Source organism: Flavobacterium xueshanense (assembly GCF_900112975.1).
Taxonomy (GTDB): Bacteria; Bacteroidota; Bacteroidia; order Flavobacteriales; family Flavobacteriaceae; genus Flavobacterium; species Flavobacterium xueshanense.
This window is the reverse complement of the sequence record NZ_FONQ01000001.1, coordinates 432,404-457,545: the sequence shown is the minus strand read 5'-3', so window position 1 is coordinate 457,545 and position 25,142 is coordinate 432,404. Positions and strand designations below refer to the sequence as shown.

Genomic DNA, 25,142 nt, shown 5'->3' with positions numbered 1-25,142 from the left:
TACTTTTGCTAACAAAAAATTAAAACATGATTTTTTCTAACTTGTTAATACAATGGTATTTACGAAATAAACGCGATTTACCGTGGAGAAATACCACTGATCCGTATCCTATTTGGCTCTCTGAAATCATGTTGCAACAAACGCGTGTTGCGCAAGGAATGCCTTATTTTTTGTCTTTTACAACCGCTTTTTCCACTGTTTTTGATTTGGCGAAAGCCAATGAAGAACAGGTTTTGAAACTCTGGCAGGGATTAGGGTATTATTCCAGAGCCCGTAACTTGCATAAAACCGCGCAGTATATAGCACAGGAATTATCAGGAGTATTTCCAGGCAATTATAATGACTTATTGAAACTGAAAGGGGTAGGAGAATACACCGCCGCTGCCATTGCTTCTTTCTCCTATAATGAGGCCGTTCCTGTTGTTGATGGAAATGTGTTCCGGGTTTTGTCCCGTTATTTTGATATGGATACCGATATTGCTCAGGCTTCCGCCAAAAAAGAATTCGCTTCTTTGGCTTTCGAACTGATGCCAAAAAATAATCCTGCGACTTTCAATCAAGCTATTATGGAATTTGGCGCGTTGCAATGCGTTCCTAAAAGTCCGAATTGCGGTATTTGTATTTTCAACGAAAGTTGCGCCGCTTTGCAAAAAAACAAAGTCGATCAGTTGCCTGTAAAATCCAAAAAGATAAAAATTCGCAACCGATACTTTAATTATTTGGTTGTTGCAGATGAAAATGACAACACCATAATTCAAAAACGAACGGATAAAGGAATATGGCACAATCTCTATCAATACCCATTGATTGAAACAGAAAAAGAAGAAGATTTTGATTATGTAAGTGAAGCTGTTCAGGGTGATTATTTTAAAGATAATACTGTTATAAGTATGTTAGAATACAACGAGAAAAGTATCATTCATAAATTGTCACACCAACATTTGCATATCAAATTTTGGAAAATAAATGTAAAAGGAAGAATTGAAAACGGAATAAACAACGAGACTTTGAAATCGTTCCCATTCCCAATTGTGATTCATAATTTTATAGAAAAAGATTTGTAATATTTGTTTGACGAGTGTTTTTTATTCGTTTCTTTAATGAATGTTTGAAATTTTATATTTTATGAAATTGCTAGGCATCAATCTTTTAAAATTAATTTAAATAAATAAGAAAAATGAAAGTTACGTATCTACTTTTTTTATTGTCGATTATTGGATATTCCCAAACTGTCACGGTTAATTATGCTGAGAAGAACATTTTAAGTAAAGAAAACCTAGAAGCAACTCCTAAGTTTGCGAGAAAGATGAAGCTAGCTTCCCATAATTATATCATGCAATATCAAGACGGTATTTCATTATATAAAAATAGTACAGAAACTAAAAACATAGAAAAGATTGAAGAGGGTGGTTTCGAAGAACCTGAAGCACAGTACAATTTAACCAATTATTTCATAGAGAAATGGTATTATAAAGATTTCAATAAGAATGAGCTGTTATTTAATTTTTATAATAATAAAAATTTTTATGGGAAAGACAGTTTACTCAAATGGGATTGGAAAATTACCAACGAGACTAAAGAAATTCTTGGTTTTAAATGTAAAAAAGCAACGTCAAATGCTTTTGGTTATTTTTTTATAGCTTGGTTTACGGAGGATATTGCCATCAATGCCGGACCAGAAAAATTCGATGGACTTCCTGGGCTTATATTGTATGTTGGTACTGCATATCATGAAACTCACGCTACTGCATTGAAAATTGAAAAGACTCCGATTGAAATAGTAAAACCGGAAACACCTAAAGAAACCGTTACTATGGCGCAAGTTGAGAGTTATGTCAAAGTTAAGGTCAGTGAGTTTAATTCAGGACCTAAAACTACCACTGAAATTAGAGGGAACAGCACAATTACCAGAATAAAAATTTCCAGCAAAAAGCAGAGTATTGAAGGTCATTAAAGTGTAAAACGTTACAAATTGTGCTTCGTAATTTTATTGAAAAGGATTTATAGAGTTTCTAAAAAAATGTATCTTTGATAAAATACCAAATTTTAAAATGAACGGAACATTAAATAAGGTTATGCTAATTGGTTTTCTTGGCGATGATGTCAAAATGCATTATTTTGACGGAGGCAATTGTATTGGAAGGTTTCAGTTGGCAACAAACGAAGTGTATATCAACAAAACCACGAATGAAAAAATCACTTCTACAGAGTGGCATAATTTAGTTGTTCGCAATAAAGCGGCTGAACTTTGTGAAAAATACCTTTCTAAAGGCGATAAAATATATGTGGAAGGACGCATTAAGTCCCGTCAATGGCAGTCAGAGGATGGAAGTACGAAGCACACCACTGAAATTCAGGTAACCGAATTCACTTTTCTTTCCACAAAAAAAGACAGTGAAAACAACAAACAAATTCCTGCAGCTGATGTTGCGAAAAACACTAATTTTGACCCGGAAAATAATGTCTTGCCTATTAATGACTTGCCATTTTGATTGTTTAATTAATCTTAACTAATTTGGACCCAGAGCCCAGTTTATTTTTTGCTTACGTTATTGATAGTAATGTAGTATTTGGCTTTACAGGAATAGTTATTTTGCTATTTTGTTCTGCTTTAATTTCAGGTGCCGAAGTAGCTTTATTTTCGTTGTCACAAAAGGATATTGATAAAACAGTACAGGAAAATAACTCCAAAGGAAAAATTATTGTTAAACTTTTAGAAAAACCAAAAAAACTGCTAGCGACACTTCTTGTCGCTAATAATTTCATCAATATTTCTATAATACTGTTGTTTTCATTCGTTGGAAGAACTATTTTTTCGGGCGTAACATCGCCACTTTTAAAATTTATTCTGGAAGTGCTGACAGCCACTTTTTTAATTTTATTATTTGGCGAGGTCTTACCAAAAGTTTACGCAAGCAGAAACAATATAAAGTTTGCCAAACTGATTGTATATCCAATTGCTTTTTTGGATAAATTGCTTTCGCCAATAAGTTTACCCATGCGTGCCGTCACAATTTATTTGCACAATAAATTGGGAAAGCAAAAAACAAATTTCTCTGTCGACCAGTTGTCTCAAGCATTAGAATTAACAGCTTCAGATGAAACTTCGACCGAAGAGCAGAAAATTTTAGAAGGAATTGTAAGCTTTGGAAATACCGATACGAGGCAAGTGATGAGTCCCAGAATCGATATTTTTGCTTTAGAAATAGACGAATCTTTTTCTGTTATTTGTCCTAAAATCATAGAAAAAGGATTTTCCAGAATTCCGGTTTATCGAGACAATATAGACCAGATAGAAGGCGTTTTGTTTGTCAAAGATTTACTTCCGCATATTAATACAAATGAATTTGACTGGAAATCATTGTTGCGAGAGCCTTTCTTTGTTCCTGAAAATAAAAAACTGGACAATTTGCTAAAAGATTTTCAGGGTATGAAAAGGCATTTGGCGATTGTAGTCGATGAATATGGAGGAACTTCCGGTTTGGTATCACTTGAAGATGTTATTGAAGAAATTGTAGGTGATATCAGTGATGAATTTGATGACGAGAATATTAATTTTTCGCAAATTGATGATAAAAATTACCTTTTTGAAGGAAAAATAAACCTCAAGGATTTTTACAGAATAATTGATGTTGACGAAGAATTATTCGAAATAAAAAAAGGAGAAGCTGAGACATTGGCTGGTTTTATTCTTGAAATTTTAGGAAATTTTCCAAAAAAAAATGAGAAAATTTCATTCGAAAATTGTCTGTTCATTATAGAATCAGTGGATCAGAAACGGGTGAAGCAAATAAAAGTAACAATTGAATAATCCTCTGCCTAACCGCCTTCGAAGCAAGGGAAACTATTGTGGAATGTGTTTCTTTTGAAAAATAAGAGATTAAATAAATTTAGAATAAAAATGTTTAAAAAAATAATCACTTTTTTGGCAATAGTAATAATGTCACTGTTGAGTTTTAGTTGTAAAGATGATGTCTTGCCTAAACCTTCCAGCTATTTGCGATTGGATTATCCGGAAGCTAAATATGTAAATTTTGCAAATGAATGTCCTTTTACTTTCGAAATGAATTCGGCTGCTATTATCAAAAAAGAGACGGATTGCGGTTTTACCATTACGTATCCAAAAATGAAAGCAACTATTTATCTCACCTACAAACCAGTCACGAAAAATATTAATGAACTGTTGCGGGATGCGCAAAAATTGACTTTTGAACACGTGATAAAAGCGGACGATATTCTGGAACAACCGTATTTGAATCCCGATAAAAAAGTATACGGTATGTTTTATCAGGTAGAGGGAAATGCGGCCACAAACTCACAGTTTTATGCTACGGACAGCACGCGACATTTTGTGACAGGTTCCGTTTACTTCTATGCAAAACCCAATTATGATTCTATTATGCCGGCGGCGAGTTACATCAAAAATGACATGCAGCGACTGATGGAAACCTTGAAATGGAAATAATAACACTATAAATTTTCAACAAGCAATATTTTTTTATAATCATACAAGACATTTAATTACAAATAAGCGTGTAAATATTGGATACAGCGCTTTCTTAAATGAGTTTCACTTTCTTGTATAAAAAAAGCATTCGGTTACTGGCGAATGCTTTATTTATGCAATTTAAAAGTCTATTTACGACTTCATATTTGAAACTTTGTATGTTTTACCGTCTGCGGCGGCTTCGACAACTTTAGTCAATTTTTCTGGAGTTTGAACTGTTTTGTCAAAAGTTACGGTGGCTAATTTTTTTTCAAAATCTACCGTTGCTTTCTGAACGCCGTCCAGTCCGGTTAGATCTTCTTGAATCGTTTTGGCACAACCTACAGCGCATGTCATTCCTTCTACAGAGAAACTCGCTGTCTGAAGATTGGCAGCTGCAATTTTCTTCGGCTGTTCGCTATCGCTCGGGTCTTTTTCAACTTTTAGAGCTTCTGTAGTTGCTGTTTCTTCTGGAACCATTTTCGTTTCTTTTTCTTTACAACCTACAAATAAAATACTTGCAAGTACTAGCGTTACGATTGATTTTTTATAATTCATTATGATGTAGATTTTATAGATTAAAAGCGTCTTTGTATTTCACAAAATTAATTAAAAAAAGAAGGACTAATTCATAAAATAATTACAATTTTGGGGCAAAATTATTTTTATGGAATCGAAGCAGTTAAAATGGGTGTACTTGATAATTCTTGCCTTGGTGTGGGGAAGTTCATTTATACTAATAAAAAAAGGACTAATTGGCTTAACGGCTTTACAATTGGGATCGTTGCGAATCATTTTTGCTGCTGTTTTTTTAGTATTGATAGGGTTTAAAAGTTTGTCCAAAATTCCGGCACATAAATGGAAATACATTGCTTTAACTTCTTTATTCGGGACATTTATACCCGCTTACTTGTTTGCAATTGCACAGACTGAAATTGATAGTTCCGTGAGTTCTATTTTGAATTCCCTGACCCCTTTGAATACGCTGATTTTAGGAGCTTTGGTTTTTGGATTGCAATTCAAAAGAAATCAGATTTTTGGTATTCTAATTGGTTTATTAGGAAGCGCCTTGTTGATTTTGAACGGTGCCATGCATCATCCGGAACAAAACTATTATTATGCTATTTTGGTTTTAATAGCTTCGATATGCTACGCAGTAAATGTGAATTTAATCAAAAAATATTTGCATGATTTGAGTCCGTTGAGTATTACTACCGGGAATTTTATGGTATTGTTTTTTCCGGCATTCATAATCTTGGCTTTCTCCGGTTTCTTCGAAATAGTACATGATGTGAAAGTGCAGGAATCGATAATGTTTATAATGATTCTTGGGGTTGTGGGAACCGGAATTGCGAATATTTTGTTTTTTAAATTGATCCAAATGTCTTCACCGGTTTTTGCTACTTCAGTAACCTATTTGATTCCTGTTGTTGCTTTTTGCTGGGGATTGTTAGACAATGAAATGCTTACGTCAGTGCAGTTTTTTGGTGCCTTTATTATTTTAATCGGAGTGTATTTATCATCGAAGAAGTAGTAATCATTTTGAAAAGTTTAAATAGCATAAAACAACAAAGGCTGTCTTTTTAGACAGCCTTTGTTTGTTAATTCAAGATTTGATTATAAAAAATCAGCATCTGAAACACCTTCATTAATTTTTACATCAGACATTTTTATATCCAATTCAAAACCTACATTTTGTATGATATTAAAAGGAACTTTAACTCCTTTTACTTCTTTGTAATCTGCATAATTTGTAGTTTGTGTAATGCTTTTACCGCCTTGTTCAACCACTTTAGATTCGGCTAATTTTAAACCAGATGCTACGTCATAAAACAAAGTAGTTTTTCCGTTTTTAACAGCATAAGCATCTTTTCCGTTAATAGACTCAATAGTTTCTAAAGTTAATCCTTGTTTTTTAGAAAGAGATAATTCTTCAAATGGTGTTGCAGCCGCTTTCATGTCTGTTAGCATTGTTCCTTCGATGTTTTGGCGCTGTCCCTGTTGCATTACGTAAGCTCCTTTTTCATTTACCACTTGTTTCATTATGCTCATTGTTCCCATGGCTAATTCAACCATAAGTTTTCCTTTGGCATCAATTTTAGAAGTAAAATTTAATGGAGAAGGCGCTTGTGGAATTGTTGTAGTTCCAAACATTGCGATTGTTTTTACAGCCGAAGCTGCTTTTTCTCCGCCAATAGCTTTGATGTAATTGTCAATAACGCTTTTTGCAGTAACTCCAGCTGGAACCGATTTTTTGAATTCAGGTTTAGCCGTTGGATTTCCGTATTTATCAAAGTATGATACCGGGAATTTCAATTTTTCTAAATTAGGAGCTACATCAGCTGCTTTTCCTACAATTACAACTCTGCTGTTGTCAGCCAAGAAATATTTATTGGCAACTCTCAAAATGTCATCTGCTGTTACAGCGCTGATGTTTTTGATGTAATTTTCGTAAAAATCGGCCGGTAAGCTTTGCGTTTGAATTCTCAAAGCATATCCTGCTACCGTTTGTGGTTTTTCAATTTGCATTACAAATCGTCCAATGTATCCTGCTTTTACGCTGGCTAACATTTCTTCAGTCACTTTTTCAGTTCTGATTTTTTTGAATTCTTTGAAAATCTCAACAACCGTACTGTCTGTTACTGCATTACGAACTTGCGTAGAAGCATTGAAAGTAGAAACGCGTTTGTCTCCGTAAATGCTAGTTCTAGCGCCATACGTCCATCCGTGAGCTTCTCTTAAGTTCATATTAATATAACTGTTGAAATCACCTCCAAGGATTTGGTTTGCTATCAAAACAGCAAAATAATCAGGATCAGTCATTTTAAGTTTCGAAATATTCAATACCGCAACTTCTGATTGAACTGCATTCGGCATATCAATAAAGTTAATTTGTGAAGCCGAAACATCTTTTGGATCGCTGTAAGAAATAGAAGGAGCAGCTTCTTTTTTCCATGAACCAAAGAATTTCTCTACCATTTTTTTTGTTTCTTTGAATTTTACATCCCCAACAATAATTAGGTAAGCGTTACTTGGAACAAAATAAGTATTGTAATTCGCTTTTACATCCGCAAGTGTTACATTTTTCAATGTAGCTTCGCTTACATATTCGCCTGCGGGATGGTTTTTTCCATAAGTCAAAACATTTATAACTCTTGCTGCTACTGCTGAAACGCTTTTTTCATTTGCTTTCAATCCTTCAATAAGTTTTGTTTTTTCTTTGTCAAATTCCTCTTGGGTGAAGTTTGGGTTTAATGCACCATCAGCCATTAGTTCTAAAACTCTTCCAGAATATTTAGATAATGCGCTTGCTGAAGCGCCATTAGTACTAAAATTGATGTTGGCTCCCAGAAAATCCACTTCTTCATTGAAAGCTGTTTTAGAAATTTTAGTTGTGCCGCTTCCAATTAAAGTACTGGTCATGTCAGCAACTCCTTTTTTGTCGCCTTCAGCATACGGATCATTGTCTAACGTAAGACTGAATGATACTCGAGGTAATTTATGGTTTTCGACCACCATAACTTTTAAACCATTTTTTAATTCAAATGTTATCGGTTTTCCAATTTTTATTGTTGGAGCGACTCCGGGTTTAGGCTGAGGGATGATTTGTCCTTGCATGATTACTGTTAAGAACAAGCTTGATAAAATTAATATTGATTTTTTCATAATGATATATCTTAGTTTTGAGCTTTGTCTTTAGATGGAACGTAATCCAAAACTAATCTTTGGTTTGGATTTAAATATTTCTTGGCAATATCTCTGATTTCTTCACGAGTGATGGAATGGTAGATTTCGATTTCGGTGTTGATTAAGTTTACATCACCGTATAACAAATGGTAAGAAGCCAAGTTGTCAGCAATACCGTCAATGGTCGAATTGCTGTTTACATATTGGTTTTCGAATTTATTTTGTAATTTTTGTAAATCTTTTTCAGAAAGTAATTCCGTTTGAAGTTTTACAATTTCCAAGTCGATTTCAGCAAGAATATTCTCAGCAGTGTTTGGAGCTTGTGGCAAACCGTAAATGATATAACTGCCATAATCTTCTTGACTGTTACTAAAAGCGCCAATCTGCAGGGCCATTTTCTTGTCGTCAACTATTTTCTTGTATAATCTTGAGCTTTTTCCATCGCTTAAAATAGATGAAATCATGTCTAGTACTCTTGCATCTCTGGTTTTCATAGAGGGCGTTCTGTACGCTGCTACAATTGCAGGAATTTGGATGTTAGCATCTTCAAATTTTGCTTTGATGGTTTTGGTAATCGGCTCTTCAACAAATTTTTCTCTTTGAATAGCAGGTCCTTTTTTAATAGGTCCAAAATATTTTTGAATCCATTCTTTTGCTTGTTCATTTTTGAAATCACCGGCAACAATCAAAACAGCATTGTTCGGAATGTAAAATTTCTTGTTGAAAGCTTGGAATTCTTCTAATGTTGCAGCGTCTAAATGGCTCATAGAACCGATAGTTGCCCAACGGTATGGGTGTTTTGTGAAAATATTCTTTTTTACTTCCGCCAAAAAGTTTCCGTAAGGCTGATTGTCAACACGCAGTCTTTTTTCTTCTTTCACCACTTCGTTTTGAGTATTAACACCAATTTGATTGATTACTGGATGCAACATTCTTTCTGCTTCCATCCATAAACCTAATTCCAGGTTGTTAGAAGGAAAAACTTCATAGTAATACGTTCTGTCATCAGTAGTGTTCGCATTGTTGACACCGCCGTTTCCGGTTACAATCTTAAACCACTCACCGCGTTTGATATTTTCGGTTCCTTCAAATAACAAATGTTCAAAAAAGTGAGCAAAACCAGTTCTTTCCGGATTTTCGTCTTTGGCACCCACGTGGTACATTACTGAGGTAATCACAGTAGGAGCAGATGGATCGTTGTGTAAAATCACATGTAAGCCATTGTCTAATTTGTATTCCTCAAAAGCTACTTTCTGCGCTGAAGCGACTCCTCCTAGCATAAACAAAGCACCTAAAGCCATTAATGAATTTTTCATAAGGTTAATAATTTTGTTAATATGCAATATTAGTAGAGGTTTTAATTTTTTGTTACACAAAAATCACTTTGGTGTGGGAAATTTAACACTAGTTCATCAAGCTGTTTCATGGAAAAGCTTCAAAAAGTTGATGAAATAAGGAATTGTGACGTAAAAAATATTTTTTTTCTTCAACAGATTGCGAGGTAAATATTTAATTGTATATTTGCAACCTTAAAAATTATTAAAACAATCCAGTATGTATGCAATCGTAGAGATAGCAGGGCAACAGTTCAAAGTAAGCAAAGACTTAAAGGTTTATGTTCACCGTTTGACTAATGAAGAAGGTTCAAAAGTTTCTTTTGACAAAGTTCTTTTATTAGATGACAACGGGACAATCACTTTAGGCGCCCCAGCTATAGAAGGTGCTTCAGTAGAAGCCAAAGTGTTACAACACTTAAAAGGAGATAAAGTTATCGTTTTCAAAAAGAAAAGAAGAAAAGGATACAGAAAGAGAAACGGTCACAGACAATATCTTACTCAAATTGTAATTGAAGGTATTACTGGTGTTGGTGCTAAAAAAGCAGCTCCTAAAAAAGCAACAGCTGACGCAGTTACAGAAGAAGTTGAAGCTCCTAAAAAAAAGGTAGCAAAAGCTAAAAAAGAAGATACTCAAGAATAATAACAAAATATAAAACTAATACGTCATGGCTCACAAGAAAGGTGTCGGTAGTTCTAAGAATGGTAGAGAATCAGAATCAAAACGTTTAGGCGTTAAGATATTTGGTGGTCAAGCTGCTATTGCTGGGAACATCATCGTAAGACAAAGAGGTTCAAAACATAATCCAGGTGCAAACGTTTACATTAGTAAAGATCACACACTACACGCAAGAGTAGATGGAGTTGTTTTCTTCCAAAAGAAAAGAGATAACAAATCTTATGTTTCTATACTTCCATTCGAAGTTGAAGCATAATTGATTTTCTCAATTATTTAAAAACCCGTCCCGATTTTATCGGGACGGGTTTTTTGATTTTAATATTTCATGAAAAATTGATATCATGAATTATGTTTGAAGTTTAGATTGCAGATTTTTGATACCTGAATGAATTTGTGTATTCACTTAAGAAAAGTTGTTGCTATTTTAAAAAACTCTAGCTGTCTACAATAAAAATTAAACTTCTGATTGATTTATTCTAAGGTTTTATATAAAATATAGCTGTTCAACAGAAAGTAAAAAAAGGCTGGTAAGGAAACTAACAAAGAATCTTTCATTTTTATTCTTACGCCCACGCCAAGCAGCATCAACAAAGCTAAGCCCCCTGAGGCAAAAACTAAAATAGTATAATTCTGGATGCCTATAAATAAACCAAAAGCGCCTGTCAACTCTAAAACAGCGGTTAATATTCCAAACTTTTCAAGGCCAAAGCGTTTGAATTCATTTTTCATGTTTGTAGAGACAAAATAAGCGATTCCGTAAATAAGAAACGAGGCTGCCGAAAAGAAAATAAGTACGTTTAAGAAATTCATATTTTAATTATTTGGAAGCGAATAGCGCAACAAAAATGGATAACGCCAAAAGAAATAATGATGGAAAATGTTTAGACCAAGGATTTTTTGCTTTAAAATGAAAAAATTGTGCGCATGTCATTAAAAAAGCCATTAATAGTGCCGGTATAAATACTAATACAGGGAACCATATTCCTGTTACTAATAAGGTTGCCAAAGTTATTTTTGATGCGCCTACAATGTTTCTTGTCAAATCAGACAAGCCGTATTGTTTAAATTCTTTAACGATGTTGTCAAGCCTAAAAATCCAAACATAACATACAGACAATGCGATTATAAGTTGGGCGATAATAGAATAAGTATTCATGATTTTGTAGTTAAGGTTATTCTTGCTTCGGTTTTATGATTACGGCTTTTCAGTAAGTTTAAATTTCCTGAACAAAAATAATTCTCTCAAATATACCATAAACTTAGATTATAATGATTCCGTTACTGATTTATTAATAATGGGTGTTACTTTTATTGTGCTGTCAATTAAACCTCGGTCTGTTTACGTGTTAATAAATAAAATCTGTGAGATGGGTTTTACTAACAACAAAAAGACGCGCAACATGGTCACGAAAAACAAAAAACCCTCACATTGCTGCAAGGGTTGTATCTTAATACTTAGTAGAACATTCGTAATACTAATATCTGTAATATTCTGGTTTGAATGGTCCTTCAACTGGAACACCTATATAATCCGCTTGATCAGTACGTAAAGTCTCCAATTCAACACCTAACTTAGCTAAGTGTAACATTGCTACTTTCTCATCTAAATGTTTTGGTAACATGTACACTTCATTATTGTATGACGCGCTGTTTTTCCATAATTCGATTTGAGCTAAAGTTTGGTTAGTAAATGAGTTACTCATTACAAAACTTGGGTGACCTGTAGCACAACCAAGGTTTACTAAACGACCTTCGGCAAGGATAAGAATATCTTTTCCAGCGATAGTATATTTGTCAACTTGTGGTTTGATTTCAATTTTTGATGCACCGTGGTTTGTGTTTAACCAAGCCATATCAATTTCGTTATCAAAATGCCCAATGTTACAAACGATAGTTTTATCTTTCATTTTTTCAAAATGAGAACCCAAAACAATATCTTTATTTCCAGTCGTGGTAATGATAATATCAGCAGTAGCAATAACAGTATCTAATTTTTTTACTTCAAAACCGTCCATTGCAGCTTGTAAAGCACAAATTGGGTCAATTTCAGTAACAGTAACAATAGATCCGGCACCTCTAAAAGAAGCCGCAGTTCCTTTACCCACGTCACCGTATCCACAAACGATTACTCTTTTTGCAGCAAGCATAATATCAGTTGCACGACGAACCGCATCAACTGCAGATTCTTTACAACCGTATTTGTTATCAAATTTCGATTTTGTAACCGAGTCATTCACGTTGATTGCCGGCATCGGCAATGTTCCCGCTTTTACTCTTTCGTACAATCTGTGAACTCCAGTTGTAGTTTCTTCAGATAATCCTTTGATTCCAGCAACCAATTCTGGGAAACGGTCAATAACCATATTTGTCAAATCTCCACCGTCATCAAGAATCATGTTCAATGGTTTTCTGTCTTCGCCAAAAAATAATGTTTGCTCAATACACCAGTCAAAATCTTCCTCGTTCAATCCTTTCCAAGCATAAACCTGAATTCCTGCAGCAGCAATCGCAGCAGCAGCTTGATCTTGGGTAGAGAAAATGTTACAAGAACTCCAAGTAACTTCAGCACCAAGAGCGATTAAAGTTTCAATCAAAACCGCAGTCTGGATTGTCATATGCAAACATCCTGCAATACGAGCACCAGCAAGTGGTTGTTCGTTTTTGTATTCAGCACGAAGTGCCATTAAACCTGGCATTTCAGCTTCTGCTAGTTCAATTTCTTTTCTTCCCCAAGCCGCTAGAGAAATGTCTTTTACTTTGAAAGCCACAAAAGGCATAGTTGTAGTACTCATTTATAGTATATTTGTAATTGTAAATTTTTTGCAAATTTACGTAATAACTTTAGAATTTAACTGTTTTCCAAAAGATTTATGAATTGTTTAATTCGCTAATCTTTTGAACATTAACTAAATAATTTTTATTAGGAGCTATTTCCCGCTTTTTGTTGCAATCTTTTTATTTTTAAAGAAAAATAAAAAGGATTTTCACTTCAATCGGGGCTAAAAATCAAGATCATAACACGATGCCACTTTTCAAAACGATAAATTTATCTCGAATCGTCGGGAACACTACGCAAATTCTTGTTTGGAAAGTAACCGAATCCTATTCAGAATTATTAGAGCAAGTAATTTTAAACGAGACCAATCGCATGCGGCTTGACGGGATGAAATCTGAAATGCACCAGCGCGCATTTCTCAGTGTTCGCAAATTATTGCAGGAAACGGGCCATACCGATTTGGATTTGTATTACGATGAATTTGGGAAACCGCATCTTCATGGAGAAAAGCACATTTCGATAACGCATTCGCATAATTTTTCGGCTATTATTGTAAGTGACGAAACCGTAGGAATCGATATCGAATTGCAAAGAAATAAAATAATCCGCATTGCAGATAAATTTTGTAACTCAGAATTTCAATTCTTGGATCGGAATAGTGACGAATACATTCGAAAATTAACGGTTATATGGGGTGCTAAAGAAGCCATTTTCAAAATTAGAAATGAAAAAGGAATTAGTTTCAAAGATCATATAAACGTTCAGTCATTCGAGTTAAATGCTAAACAAAATAATACTAAACTTCATTATGATAATGTAGTGAAGGATTTCAATATTCATTTTGAAGAAATAGAAGATTTTACGTTAGTTTATGCTTTCGAAAAATAGTTCACAGTATTTCATGGCGAGGTTTTTCATTGCTTCGCCCGAATTGGTTAAGCAATGTCAAGACAAGTAATAAGTAACAGAAATAAGTTTAAATCTGTAAAATTCGCGTAATCTGCGTGCCAAAAATGACAAACATTTATAACGAAATCATCCAATCTAAAGTTGAACGTCAAAAACTTCTGGCAATTCTTCTTGATCCTGATAAAGTAGTTTTGGAAAATTTACCTATTTTAATTTCAAAAATAAATCAATCACCGGCAACTCATATTTTCATTGGCGGAAGCCACGTTAAAACTACTATTCTAGACGAATTAATTGTAAAAATTAAACAAAACTGCAATTTACCAATCGTTCTTTTTCCCGGAAATCCTTCCCAGATTTCAGCGAAAGCAGATGCCATTTTGTTTTTGTCTTTAATCTCTGGTCGCAATCCGGATTATTTAATCGAACATCAGGTAAAAGCCGCGCCCATTTTAAAACAAACCAAACTTGAAATTATTTCAACGGGATATATTCTCATAGATAGTGGCACAGAAACAGCGGTAGAACGCGTAAGTAAAACCAAGCCTTTAGACCGAAGCAATTTAGATTTAGTTTTGGGAACCGCACAAGCAGGCGAAATGTTAGGCAATAAGTTGATTTATTTAGAGGCGGGAAGCGGCGCGAAGCAAGCCGTTCCGCTGGAGATGATTAAACTACTTGCTCAAAATATTGAAATTCCACTACTCGTTGGCGGCGGAATTGTAGATTTGCAGGGAATCAAGAATGCGTATGATTCGGGAGCCGATTTAGTAATTATAGGAACTGCTTTTGAAAAGGATATTAATTTTTTTAACCCTTAATTAATGATAGATTATTTTTTTTCACAATACAGCGAATACCCAACATTAGACATTATATTGGAAATTACAGCTGTCATTTTTGGATTATTGAGTGTTTGGTACGCCAAAAAAGATAATATTTTAGTTTTTCCAACCGGATTAGTAAGTACATCCATATTTGTGTATTTGCTTTGGAAATGGACTTTATGGGGTGATATGATGATAAATGGATATTATTTTATTATGAGTATTTATGGTTGGTATCATTGGACTCGCAAAAAAGGGGATACTGAAGAATTTCCTATTTCAAAAATTTCGAGTTCAGAAAAACGAATTGCAATAATTCTTTTTATATTTACCGTCGCCTTTGTGGTTTCAGTTTACCATTATTTTGGTAAATTCACCACTTGGTATGCCTATATAGATACATTTATTACAGGGATTTTCTTTGTGGGAATGTGGCTCATGGCCAAAAGAAAAGTAGAGAATTGGATATTTTGGATTATTGGTGATGTGATTTCCATTCCGTTATATTTTGCAAAAGGCTATACTTTTACCAGTTTTCAATACATAGTATTTACAGTAGTTGCCATTTTTGGCTATTTAGAATGGAAGAAAATCTCAGACAGCTCCAGCAAACTGGAACCACAGAAATTATAAAAATTGCTCTTTTTGGTCCCGAAAGTACTGGCAAAACCACATTGGCCAAGCAACTTGCGGAATATTATAAAACCGAATGGGTTCCTGAATTTGCACGCAATTATTTACAAGAGAAATGGGATGCAAGTCAACAAATATGTACTGTTGACGACATGCTGTCAATTGCTTACGGTCAAGCCAAATTAGAAAATGAGCGAACGCTGATTGCCAATAAATATCTTTTTTGTGATACTAATTTAATGGTGACTAAAGTTTTTTCGGAGGTTTATTATAACTATTGTGATCCGTTGTTATATGAAGCAGCTTGCAATCACGAGTATGATTTGTTTTTTCTGACTGATATTGATGTGCCTTGGGAAAAAGACGATTTAAGAGACAAAGCCGAAGGCAGAGAGTCAGTTTTTGCTGTGTTTAAGCAATCATTAATCGATAATAACAAGCCATTTATAACACTTTCCGGAAACAAGGATTTACGACTTAAAAAAGCAATAGCGATTGTCGATGATTTGACTTTAGCGAGAGAATTAGGGTTTTCATCAGCTGATTTTCTACATATAAAAGAGTGTGGACTTTCAATGAAAAATATTCAAAAGCAATTGAATTTTTTTAAAGAGGGAATACCAAAAGCGGATGTCATTAGTCCTGCTACATTGTCAAATGGTATTTTGAAATTATCTGAAAAAGATTTTCAAGATAAAGCTAATTTTTTCGATGCCCATAAATTAAACCTGAAATTAAACAAATTTGTTCCTGCTTCTGGTGCAGCCAGCAGAATGTTTAAGTTTTTGACTGAATTTATTAATGAATTTGATATTGAAAACGAATCGATAAACGCTTACATCAACCGAAAAAAAGCAAGTGATCTTTCTATTTTCATAGTAGGAATGGAGCAGTTTCCTTTTTTTGAAGCAATAGATAAGCAACTGAGAGCGGAGTTTACAGATTTTGATTCTATGGACCGCAGTTTTAAGAATTACTATTTTATAAAATTACTTTTGTCATCGGAATCTTTTGATTTTGCAAATCAGCCAAAAGGGATTCTTCCTTTTCACAGGTATAAAACCCATATCGCAACTCCTGTTGAAGAGCATTTGCTGGAATGCACATATTATTCGAGTACTAATAATAGTACTCATTTGCATTTTACAGTGTCAGAATCACATCAGCAACATTTTGAAAGCATTATAGATGCAATTAAACCTGAAATTGAAAATACGTCGGGTGTAGCAATAAATATTAGTTATTCGTATCAAAATAAAAGTACAGATACCCTCGCGGTTACTGCTAAAAATAAGCCTTTGCGAGATGAAAACGGACAATTAGTTTTTAGACCTGGAGGCCATGGCGCTTTGATTGAAAATTTGAATAATCTGGATGCTGATATTGTGTTTATCAAAAATATTGATAATGTAATTCAAAACAATTTAGAGAAAATTTCTCTGTACAAAAAAGGCTTGGCGGGGTTGTTGTTAGAAATTCAGCAACAGGTTTTTAGTTATTTAAACTCTTTGGATTCTGTAACAATTGAACTCAAAATAATAGATGAAATTATTCTTTTTTTGAAGAATAATTTAAATATTTCAATGAAGGATGGTTTTTATTTAAATTGTTTAGAAAATAAAATTACTGAACTGCTAACTATTTTAAACAGACCAATACGTGTATGTGGAATGGTGAAAAACGAGGGAGAACCTGGCGGTGGCCCATTTTGGGTGCGTGATAATCTAGGAGAGATTTCATTACAAATAGTAGAAAGTTCTCAAGTCGATTTGGATAATGATACTCAAATGGCAATTCTGAATGCCGCTACTCATTTCAATCCGGTTGATTTGGTTTGCGGCATTAAAAATTATAAAAACCAGAATTTTGATCTGACTCAGTTTGTGGACTACAACAGCGGTTTTATTGTTGAAAAAAATGTGTCGGGCAAAAATATTAAAGGATACGAATTGCCCGGTTTGTGGAACGGCGCAATGGCAAACTGGCTGACGGTTTTTGTTCAAGTGCCTTTGATTACTTTTAATCCTGTAAAAACAGTGAATGATTTGTTGAAACCGGCACATCAATCTTAAAAAATCACCTGCAATGGAAATCGATAAAATCTTGTCCGAATTAACTTTTAAAGCCGTTCGCAGTAGTGGCGCCGGTGGTCAAAATGTAAATAAAGTTTCTTCAAAAGTCGTACTGACTTTCGATTTAAAAAATTCTCAGGCTTTAACTGACGAAGAAAAACTTTTGGTTGAAACCAAATTATCTTCCAGATTAACAACTGATGCTGTTTTAATCTTGAATTGTGATGAAGACCGAAGTCAGTTTAGAAACAAAGAAATTGTAATCAAACGATTTTTGGAACTTATAAAAAATGCATTGCATATAGCTAAAGAGCGAAAACCGACTAAAATTCCAAAATCTGTGATTAGAAAGCGAATAAAGGATAAAAAGAATATTTCTGAGGTCAAGAAAAATCGCAGGAAACCGGATTTAAATTAATTGTAATTTTTAGTTTTGATTTTTTTTAAAATCTAACCTTCAAACTATCTAAATATCTAAAAATCTTTTCTAAATTTGCGCTGTCTCAAAGGGGTGCTCTAAATAACGAGCTGAGATTATACCCAACGAACCTGAACAGGTAATGCTGTTAAGGGAAAAAATGATAAAAAATAGTGTGCACACTACTTTATTTGTCATAGGAAACAATCATTTTTTAATTTAACAAAAGAATAATTCCCCCTTTTATTCGTAATCTTTTTACGGATGAATACTTTACTTTATATTATTGGCCACAAAGGCAAAAAAGCACAAAGCGCAAAGGCGAAACCTTCAAACTCACTTTCGATTCGTCTATTTTCTATTTTCTTTTCTCTGTTTTCTTTTCTCTCTTTTTCGCAAGTCAAAGACACCACAAAAGTAAACCAACTTGATGAAGTCTTGGTTTCTGCGGTGCGGGTTACCACAAAAACGCCGGTAAGTTTTAGTAATTTGGACAAAAAGGAAATTAAATTCCGAAACTTAGGACAGGATATTCCTATTCTGATGAATTATTTACCTTCAGTTGTTACCACTTCTGATGCGGGAAATGGCGTGGGATATACCGGAATTCGGGTTCGTGGTAGCGATGCTACAAGAGTAAATGTTACCATCAACGGAATTCCGTACAATGATTCTGAAAGTCATGGAACCTATTGGGTAAATATGCCTGATTTTGCATCATCATTGGAGAGTTTGCAATTGCAACGCGGCGTAGGAACTTCTACTAACGGAGCAGGAGCTTTTGGTGCCAGCTTAAATATGCTTACCGATAATTTTGCCAAAGAAAGCGCAGGAGAAATCTCGAACTCTTTTGGAAGTTTTAATACCAGGAAACATACCGTAAAATTCAGTACAGGTTTAATGAACAATCATTTTGAAATCGCGGGACGACTATCGGCTATCAAGTCGGATGGATTTGTGGATCGTGGAGCGTCTGATATGAAATCCTATTTTTTGCAGGGAACATACGTGGGTAAAACGACTTTAATAAAAGCATTGGTTTTTGGAGGTACCGAAAAAACGTACCAGTCTTGGAATGGAATAGACGCAGAAACGCTGCAAAATGACCGAACGTTTAATTCAGCAGGTGCTTTTACGGACGAACAAGGAAATGCTCGTTTTTATCACAATGAAACCGATAATTACCAGCAAGATCACGCTCAGTTGCATTGGAACGAAAAAATATCTGAAAACTGGAGTACTAATTTTGCTTTGCATTACACCAAAGGAAAAGGATTCTATGAAAATTATAAAGAAGACGGTGATTTAGCTGATTATGGATTACAGCCTGCTGGCGCAGTAACAACAACGGATTTGATTCGTCAAAAATGGTTGGATAACGATTTCTACGGAACTACATTTTCTGCAAATTACAAGAAAGATAAACTGGATGTCATTTTTGGTGGTGGATGGAACAAGTATGAAGGCGATCATTTTGGAAAAGTGATTTGGGCACGGAATGCCTCACAGAGTGAGTTAGGAGATCGGTATTACGATGATTATGCGAATAAAACGGACGGGAATATTTTTGCGAAAGCCAATTACCAAATCACGGAACAACTAAGTTTATTTGGGGATTTACAATACCGTACGGTTAATTACAAAGCTAACGGCGTTCAGTCAACATTTGTGGATGATACTTTTAATTTCTTTAACCCTAAAACGGGATTAACCTACACAATCAATTCTGGAAATTCCGTGTATTTGTCATACGCCAGAGCCAATCGCGAACCGAATAGGAGTGATTACGAAGGCGGAAATGTAAAGCCGGAGAAACTGAATGACTTTGAATTGGGTTGGAGATATGTTGCGGAGAAAGTACAATTCAATTCGAATGTGTACTATATGGCCTATAAAGATCAATTGATTTTGACAGGAAGTTTAGATGATGTAGGTGCTCCGATACGTTCAAACAGCGAAAAAAGTTACCGTTTAGGACTGGAAGTAGATGCTACAATAGCGTTGACAAGTCAATTGATTATTCGTCCTAATTTTACGTTGAGTGCCAATAAAAATATTGATTTAGCAGTTGAAGGTCAGGATTATGGGACTACTGAAATTGCATATTCACCGTCAATTATTGCAGGAAATATTTTGGTTTATACACCAGTAGAGAATCTTCATATTTCATGGTTGCAAAAATTCGTTGGGGAACAATACATGAATAATATCGAATTACCGGCTGCTAAGTTGGCGGATTATTTTGTGAATGATTTAAATGTTGCGTATGAGTTTAAACCAAAATCGGTTTTTAAATCGATTATTTTGACGGGTTTAGTAAATAATTTTTTAGACAAAAAATATGTTTCCAATGGATATATGTATGATGTTTATCCGTATTATTACCCGCAAGCGGGAATTAATTTCCTTTTCGGATTGACACTGAAGTTTTAGAGTATTATATTAGTTACAATGAAAAAAATCCTGATAGTTTAACTGTCAGGATTTTTTGGATAATACTATTTGCCAGGAATTTTGCTGCAAATCTATTTGAAAGTTTTTTCTATTTTTTTTAGTTTTTTATAAGAAAAATTTTCTATTTTAGATTCGTCAGAAAAATAGAATTTGTTCTGATAGGATTTGAATTCACGTAATAATAGAATTAAATCTATTGGATTTAAATAGCCAAATATAAGATAGTTATATATATGTATATAAAATTAAACTTGTTAAATTTTTGTTAATTAAACAAGGCAATTCTTTAAATTATATTTTTTTTTTTGACATTTACAATGGTTAAGCAAGAAACTATTTATAATCTCAATCACTATCATAATGAAAAATTTCAAACCCATATTCATCATCATTTTGTTTTCTTTGGGTTTTAAAAGTTATTCGCAAATCGCTGTAACTGGATATTCTAATTATGCTCTGGGAATAAATACCAGTAAAAACAAGGCAGTAAGTTTTGAAATAAAGATTTTTACCAATAATTATTTAGAAGATATGCCGGTAGAGGGTACTATGTTTTATAATTTTAAAACCAAAGAATACCACAGATTCTCCATTGGATTAGGGATTAATCTGAGTCCCTTTAGTAGTCCTGATCAGGTAAATTCATTTGTTATTCCAGCCGTATTAGAAATTTTTCCAATAAAGGATTTTAAAAAAATAGCGATAATTTTCGAACTGGCACCAGAATTTAGGATTGAAGATGATGTTATTATCAGAAGCCTTTTTGGTATTAGATATACTTTTGACAAAAAAAATAATTCAAAATTGTAACTCACAATTTTAATATTTCCTTCTTAAAGCAAGCGCTTTGTCATCATTTTAAAAAATCCAAAAAGTTTTTAAACGTTTCGGATTTTTTGGTTTAATTATAAACCCGAAGCACATTTCCATTGACTTGAACGCGATATTGTTTCATAGGATATTGTAAAGTTCCTTGTCCGGTAAATAAACTGTATTCTTTACTGTCACATCCGCAAACGGCATTTATCCCATTTATGGTCATCGTAGAACAAGAGCTCATCGCTTGGTTGGGACAAGCAGCATCAAAAGCATTGTAACCACTGCCGGTATTAAAAACAATAATTCCACGTGCGCCTACTCCTTGATAATAAACCGCATTGCTTACATATTTGAGATTCGAATACGCCGGCAAATTAATATTAATATCTATCGTAAAAGTATAATTAGGGACAAAAGGATTCGTGTTGTCAAAACCTGAATCACTACACGAAAAAAAGAAAGGAACAACAACCAAGAGCAGCAGAATTTTTTTCATTTTAAAATAGTGTCGAAGTATTAGTGAAACAAATTTAATTTATTTAACTTTGAATTATATATGATTAACATATATTTATCGACGAAAAAAAAATAATAATATCTTTGTGGAAAGAAATCCCGTCCTGATGGGATTTTTTCTATTTATATAAATGAGGAATTTATGAGTACAGTATCGTATTACACAGCAGAAGGCTTAAAAAAATTAAGAGAAGAATTGGATCATTTAAAGAGCGTAATGCGTCCAAAAGCATCGGCGGATATAGCTGAAGCAAGAGATAAAGGCGATCTTTCTGAGAATGCTGAATATGATGCGGCTAAGGAAGCACAAGGTATGCTGGAAATGCGTATTGCTAAACTCGAAGAAGTGCATTCTAACGCCAGATTAATTGATGAATCTCATCTAGATCTTTCTAAAGTATTGGTTTTATCGAATGTAAAAATTAAAAACCAAACCAACGGAATGGAAATGACTTATACATTAGTTGCTGAAAGTGAAGCCGATTTAAAAACGGGTAAAATCTCGGTAACCTCACCTATTGGAAAAGGTTTGTTAGGAAAATCAGTTGGAGAATTTGCTGAGATCACGGTTCCGAACGGTGTTTTGAAATTTGAAATCTTAGAAATTTCACGCGATTAAATAGCGAAAGATTTAACAATTAACCCATTTCACAATGTCAAGTATTTTTACAAAAATTATAAACGGAGAAATTCCATGCTACAAAATTGCTGAAGATGAAAATTTCTTGGCTTTTTTGGATGTAAATCCAAATGCAAAAGGACACACTCTTTGTATTCCGAAACAGGAAATAAATAAGATTTTTGAGATGGAAGATGATTTGTATGTGGGACTAATGCAGTTTTCAAAAAAAATCGCAGTTGCTCTTGAAAAAACGGTTTCGTGTAAACGAATCGGAATGGCAGTTGTGGGACTTGAAGTTCCTCATGCGCACGTTCACTTGGTTCCGCTGAATGAAATGGATGAAATGCGTTTTCACAATAAAGTATCGTTGTCCAAAGACGAATTTGAAGCTTTGGCAGAAAGTATAAAAACCAATTTATAATAGTTGCAGAAATAAAATATTTTGGTATGGTTTTCGTTTAAAAGGGAATAGGTGAAAACCTGTTCCCTTTTCTAATTTATGAGGCCTTCATTCTATACTATGAAAAACATTTTTTTCTTTCTTTCTTTCTTTTGCTCCCTTCTTACTTTTGGACAGGTCAACAACGGATATTCTTTGGTTGATGCTAAAATGGCGGATATCCCCGAGAATTCAACAACTTCTACCCAAGCAATTGCAAAGTATATCAATGCAAATTTCAAAACAGAAACGGATAAAATCCGAGCTGCTTATTATTGGACGTCATCTAATATCAGTTATGATATTCCCGGAATGTATGCAGTAAATTTCAGCGAAACAGTACAACAAAAAATCACAAGGGCTTTAAAAACCAGAAAAGGCGTTTGTATTCATTATGCTTCCGTTTTTAATGATCTTTCCCAAAAAATAGGAATTCAATCCTATATAATTGACGGATACACTAAGCAGAACGGAAAAGTAAGTGATCTGGCTCACGCTTGGATTGCTGCAAAAATCGACAAAAAGTGGTATGTTTTTGACCCAACTTGGGGTTCAGGTTATGTCAATAATGGGAAATTTTACAAAAAATTAGATAATGTTTATTTCAAAGCAGAACCTACTAAAATAATCGCTTCCCACATTCCATTTGACTATTTATGGCAATTTTCGAATTATCCGATTACTAATAGTGAGTTTTATGAAGGTAAAATCCAAATCAATACAAGCAAGAAATACTTTGATTTTGAGAAAGAAATCGCAAAACATAATGGCTCGTCTGAAGCGGATCAATTATTTGCTTCAGTAGAACGGATAGAAAAAAATGGATTGATTAACCACATGATTTCAGCACGGTATGAAGGCAAAAAGAAGCAGTTGACCTATTTGCGACACAATACCAACATAGAAAAATTAAATTCTATTGTGAATGAAATGAATGAGGCCGTTGTATTATTAAATGATTTTATCCGTTATAGAAACAATAAGTTCAGCCCTGTTTTTTCAGATGATGAAATTTACCATATGATTGAAACACCAAGAGAAAAATTAGCCAAATGTCAAAATGATATTTACAAAGTTGGCTCAGTGGGCAGTGAGAATGCTTCAAATGTAGCTTCCATCAAAAAATCGATAAGCAGAGCTGTGGCGCAAGCCGAAGAGCATTCTTCTTTTGTGCAAGATTATTTGAATACCTCTAAAACGGTCAGAAAAACGATGTTCTTTAAAGTGTCTCGTTTAGGAGCTCGTTGAGTTAGATTACTTTTTTTAAACTTACTTGCATTGTTGTTCCTTTGCCAATTTCCGAATTCAAGACTTTTATGGTTCCTTTGTGGTATTCCTCCACGATTCTTTTAGTTAATGAAAGTCCCAATCCCCAACCTCTTTTTTTGGTGGTAAAACCAGGTTCAAAAATGTTTTTGAACTGTTTTTTCTTAATTCCTCCTCCGGTATCTGAAACGTTTATTTTTACATAATTTCCTTCTTGTTCAATTTCCAAAGCTAATTTTCCTTTTCCTTTCATCGCATCGATGGCGTTTTTTACCAAATTTTCGATGGTCCAACTGTGAAGTGTGGGATTGAAAGACACCATAATAGGAGCTTTTGGCGCTTTGAACGAAAACTCAATTTGTTTGGAGAATCGGGATTGTAAATAGTCGTAAGATTGCAGTGTTTCTGCTACAATATCTTTGTTTTCTAATTTGGGTTCCGAGCCTATTTTAGAGAAACGGTCTGTTATGGTTTGCAAACGTTCAATGTCTTTTTCAATTTCAAAAGTGGTGCTTTCATCTTCATTTTCGGATTTTAAGAGTTCGACCCAACCAATTAGAGAAGAGAGTGGAGTTCCTATCTGGTGCGCAGTTTCTTTAGCCATACCGGCCCAAAGTTTGTTTTGCGTTGCCATTTTGGTGCTTCGATAAAAATTGTAAACTAAAGCGCCAAAAAGCACAATAATTAGCACTAAAGCAACGGGATAATATTTTAATTTATTCAGTAAGGCCGAATTTCCATAATAGAGTTTTTGAAATTTTCCGGGGACATATTCAATGACAATGGGCTCGTTTTCACTTTTTAAATCATGCAAAAATGCGACTGCCTTTTTATTGTTTTTTACAATAACTTCATCAATGTTTACGGTGTTTATAATGCTGTCATTTTCTGTAAGTATAATAGGAATCGATGTATTGTCACTAAAAATTTGAAGCGGAAGGTCAACATCTGTATTTTCACCGGCGTTAATCAGTGTTTTTTGAGCTTGTGCCCAAAGATTCATTTTTAATCGTTCTTCATTTTTGAAGATTTGAAAAAAGGTGTAGGTGTTCCAAAGTATCAGTGAAATGATTAAAAAAGAGGCAAAAATTATAATCCAACGGGTTGTATTTCTTCTTTCAGAAAACTGCATAAATGAAAATTTGAATTATAAATGTAACGAAATAAATGCTGTAGTATTTTAGTTTTACTTAAAGATTTTTTTT

Annotated in this window: 26 protein-coding genes; 18 read left to right on the top strand and 8 right to left on the bottom strand. The window is 34.0% G+C overall.

The window, feature by feature from the left end; genetic code table 11:
* Positions 1-26 precede the first annotated feature (26 nt).
* The 5 genes from mutY (at position 27) to gldD (ending at position 4,465) form a co-directional block, all read left to right on the top strand.
* Positions 27-1,064 (top strand): A/G-specific adenine glycosylase, encoded by a 1,038-nt coding sequence (gene mutY / locus BMZ76_RS01980; protein ID WP_091203034.1) that lies wholly within the window; start codon positions 27-29, stop codon positions 1,062-1,064.
* Between the two features lie 113 nt (positions 1,065-1,177).
* Positions 1,178-1,954, top strand: coding sequence for a GLPGLI family protein (locus BMZ76_RS01975; protein WP_091203033.1), 777 nt, complete (start codon positions 1,178-1,180; stop codon positions 1,952-1,954).
* Between the two features lie 97 nt (positions 1,955-2,051).
* On the top strand, positions 2,052-2,492 hold the full coding sequence (locus tag BMZ76_RS01970) for a single-stranded DNA-binding protein (RefSeq protein ID WP_091203032.1): 441 nt from the start codon (positions 2,052-2,054) through the stop codon (positions 2,490-2,492).
* 23 nt (positions 2,493-2,515) lie between these two features.
* Positions 2,516-3,811, top strand: a complete 1,296-nt coding sequence (locus tag BMZ76_RS01965; protein WP_091203031.1) for a gliding motility-associated protein GldE — start codon at positions 2,516-2,518, stop codon at positions 3,809-3,811.
* A 90-nt stretch (positions 3,812-3,901) separates the two neighbouring features.
* The gene (gene gldD / locus BMZ76_RS01960) at positions 3,902-4,465 is read left to right on the top strand and encodes a gliding motility lipoprotein GldD (protein WP_091203030.1); all 564 of its coding nucleotides are present in this window, start codon (positions 3,902-3,904) and stop codon (positions 4,463-4,465) included.
* A gap of 174 nt (positions 4,466-4,639) precedes the next feature.
* On the opposite strand, the gene BMZ76_RS01955 is transcribed toward gldD, so the two are convergent.
* Positions 4,640-5,044 (bottom strand): heavy-metal-associated domain-containing protein, encoded by a 405-nt coding sequence (locus BMZ76_RS01955; RefSeq protein WP_091203029.1) that lies wholly within the window; start codon positions 5,042-5,044, stop codon positions 4,640-4,642.
* A 109-nt stretch (positions 5,045-5,153) separates the two neighbouring features.
* Here BMZ76_RS01955 and BMZ76_RS01950 point away from each other — a divergent pair, with 109 nt between their 5' ends.
* Positions 5,154-6,020 carry a DMT family transporter gene (locus BMZ76_RS01950; RefSeq protein ID WP_091203028.1) on the top strand — a complete coding sequence of 289 codons (867 nt, stop codon included), beginning with the start codon at positions 5,154-5,156 and terminating at the stop codon, positions 6,018-6,020.
* An 83-nt stretch (positions 6,021-6,103) separates the two neighbouring features.
* On the opposite strand, the gene BMZ76_RS01945 is transcribed toward BMZ76_RS01950, so the two are convergent.
* Together BMZ76_RS01945 and BMZ76_RS01940 are read right to left on the bottom strand one after the other, a co-directional pair.
* The gene (locus tag BMZ76_RS01945) at positions 6,104-8,152 is read right to left on the bottom strand and encodes an insulinase family protein (RefSeq protein ID WP_244281728.1); all 2,049 of its coding nucleotides are present in this window, start codon (positions 8,150-8,152) and stop codon (positions 6,104-6,106) included.
* An 11-nt stretch (positions 8,153-8,163) separates the two neighbouring features.
* Positions 8,164-9,489 carry a M16 family metallopeptidase gene (locus BMZ76_RS01940; RefSeq protein WP_091203026.1) on the bottom strand — a complete coding sequence of 442 codons (1,326 nt, stop codon included), beginning with the start codon at positions 9,487-9,489 and terminating at the stop codon, positions 8,164-8,166.
* Between the two features lie 238 nt (positions 9,490-9,727).
* On the opposite strand from BMZ76_RS01940, the gene rplU reads away from it, so the two are divergent.
* Positions 9,728-10,150: a 50S ribosomal protein L21 gene (rplU, locus tag BMZ76_RS01935; protein ID WP_091203025.1), complete on the top strand. Its 423-nt coding sequence runs from the start codon at positions 9,728-9,730 to the stop codon at positions 10,148-10,150.
* Positions 10,151-10,175: 25 nt separating this feature from the next.
* Positions 10,176-10,442 carry a 50S ribosomal protein L27 gene (gene rpmA / locus BMZ76_RS01930; protein WP_086453627.1) on the top strand — a complete coding sequence of 89 codons (267 nt, stop codon included), beginning with the start codon at positions 10,176-10,178 and terminating at the stop codon, positions 10,440-10,442.
* Positions 10,443-10,657: 215 nt separating this feature from the next.
* Here the strand turns inward: rpmA and BMZ76_RS01925 are convergent, their stop codons facing one another.
* The 3 genes from BMZ76_RS01925 to ahcY all read right to left on the bottom strand — a co-directional run bounded on the left by BMZ76_RS01925 (position 10,658) and on the right by ahcY (position 12,978).
* Complete coding sequence (locus BMZ76_RS01925; RefSeq protein ID WP_091203024.1) at positions 10,658-10,996, bottom strand: DoxX family protein; 339 nt, start codon at positions 10,994-10,996, stop codon at positions 10,658-10,660.
* A 7-nt stretch (positions 10,997-11,003) separates the two neighbouring features.
* Positions 11,004-11,342 carry a DoxX family protein gene (locus BMZ76_RS01920; RefSeq protein WP_091203023.1) on the bottom strand — a complete coding sequence of 113 codons (339 nt, stop codon included), beginning with the start codon at positions 11,340-11,342 and terminating at the stop codon, positions 11,004-11,006.
* 319 nt (positions 11,343-11,661) lie between these two features.
* On the bottom strand, positions 11,662-12,978 hold the full coding sequence (gene ahcY / locus BMZ76_RS01915) for an adenosylhomocysteinase (RefSeq protein WP_091203022.1): 1,317 nt from the start codon (positions 12,976-12,978) through the stop codon (positions 11,662-11,664).
* 230 nt (positions 12,979-13,208) lie between these two features.
* Here ahcY and BMZ76_RS01910 point away from each other — a divergent pair, with 230 nt between their 5' ends.
* The 7 genes from BMZ76_RS01910 to BMZ76_RS01880 all read left to right on the top strand — a co-directional run bounded on the left by BMZ76_RS01910 (position 13,209) and on the right by BMZ76_RS01880 (position 21,085).
* Positions 13,209-13,850 (top strand): 4'-phosphopantetheinyl transferase family protein, encoded by a 642-nt coding sequence (locus tag BMZ76_RS01910; protein WP_091203021.1) that lies wholly within the window; start codon positions 13,209-13,211, stop codon positions 13,848-13,850.
* A 125-nt stretch (positions 13,851-13,975) separates the two neighbouring features.
* Positions 13,976-14,692 carry a phosphoglycerol geranylgeranyltransferase gene (locus BMZ76_RS01905; protein WP_091203020.1) on the top strand — a complete coding sequence of 239 codons (717 nt, stop codon included), beginning with the start codon at positions 13,976-13,978 and terminating at the stop codon, positions 14,690-14,692.
* Positions 14,693-14,695: 3 nt separating this feature from the next.
* Entirely contained in the window at positions 14,696-15,331 is a 636-nt protein-coding gene (gene pnuC / locus BMZ76_RS01900) for a nicotinamide riboside transporter PnuC (RefSeq protein ID WP_091203019.1), read from the top strand.
* Positions 15,280-17,403 (top strand): DUF4301 family protein, encoded by a 2,124-nt coding sequence (locus BMZ76_RS01895; protein WP_091203018.1) that lies wholly within the window; start codon positions 15,280-15,282, stop codon positions 17,401-17,403. Before pnuC ends, BMZ76_RS01895 begins: the two co-directional genes overlap by 52 nt.
* 13 nt (positions 17,404-17,416) lie before the next feature.
* Complete coding sequence (arfB, locus tag BMZ76_RS01890; protein WP_091203017.1) at positions 17,417-17,821, top strand: alternative ribosome rescue aminoacyl-tRNA hydrolase ArfB; 405 nt, start codon at positions 17,417-17,419, stop codon at positions 17,819-17,821.
* Positions 17,822-18,085: 264 nt separating this feature from the next.
* Positions 18,086-20,254 (top strand): TonB-dependent receptor, encoded by a 2,169-nt coding sequence (locus BMZ76_RS01885; RefSeq protein WP_091203016.1) that lies wholly within the window; start codon positions 18,086-18,088, stop codon positions 20,252-20,254.
* Positions 20,255-20,635: 381 nt separating this feature from the next.
* Positions 20,636-21,085 carry a hypothetical protein gene (locus tag BMZ76_RS01880; RefSeq protein WP_091203015.1) on the top strand — a complete coding sequence of 150 codons (450 nt, stop codon included), beginning with the start codon at positions 20,636-20,638 and terminating at the stop codon, positions 21,083-21,085.
* Positions 21,086-21,176: 91 nt separating this feature from the next.
* Here the strand turns inward: BMZ76_RS01880 and BMZ76_RS01875 are convergent, their stop codons facing one another.
* Positions 21,177-21,590: a Rieske (2Fe-2S) protein gene (locus tag BMZ76_RS01875; protein ID WP_091203014.1), complete on the bottom strand. Its 414-nt coding sequence runs from the start codon at positions 21,588-21,590 to the stop codon at positions 21,177-21,179.
* 162 nt (positions 21,591-21,752) lie between these two features.
* Between BMZ76_RS01875 and greA the strand changes: the two genes are divergently transcribed.
* The 3 genes from greA (at position 21,753) to BMZ76_RS01860 (ending at position 23,919) form a co-directional block, all read left to right on the top strand.
* Positions 21,753-22,229, top strand: coding sequence for a transcription elongation factor GreA (gene greA / locus BMZ76_RS01870; protein ID WP_091203013.1), 477 nt, complete (start codon positions 21,753-21,755; stop codon positions 22,227-22,229).
* 34 nt (positions 22,230-22,263) lie between these two features.
* Positions 22,264-22,653 carry an HIT family protein gene (locus BMZ76_RS01865; protein ID WP_091203012.1) on the top strand — a complete coding sequence of 130 codons (390 nt, stop codon included), beginning with the start codon at positions 22,264-22,266 and terminating at the stop codon, positions 22,651-22,653.
* 99 nt (positions 22,654-22,752) lie between these two features.
* Positions 22,753-23,919 carry a transglutaminase domain-containing protein gene (locus BMZ76_RS01860; protein WP_167547400.1) on the top strand — a complete coding sequence of 389 codons (1,167 nt, stop codon included), beginning with the start codon at positions 22,753-22,755 and terminating at the stop codon, positions 23,917-23,919.
* Position 23,920: 1 nt separating this feature from the next.
* On the opposite strand, the gene BMZ76_RS01855 is transcribed toward BMZ76_RS01860, so the two are convergent.
* Positions 23,921-25,069, bottom strand: coding sequence for a sensor histidine kinase (locus BMZ76_RS01855; protein ID WP_091203010.1), 1,149 nt, complete (start codon positions 25,067-25,069; stop codon positions 23,921-23,923).
* Between the last annotated feature and the right edge of the window lie 73 nt (positions 25,070-25,142).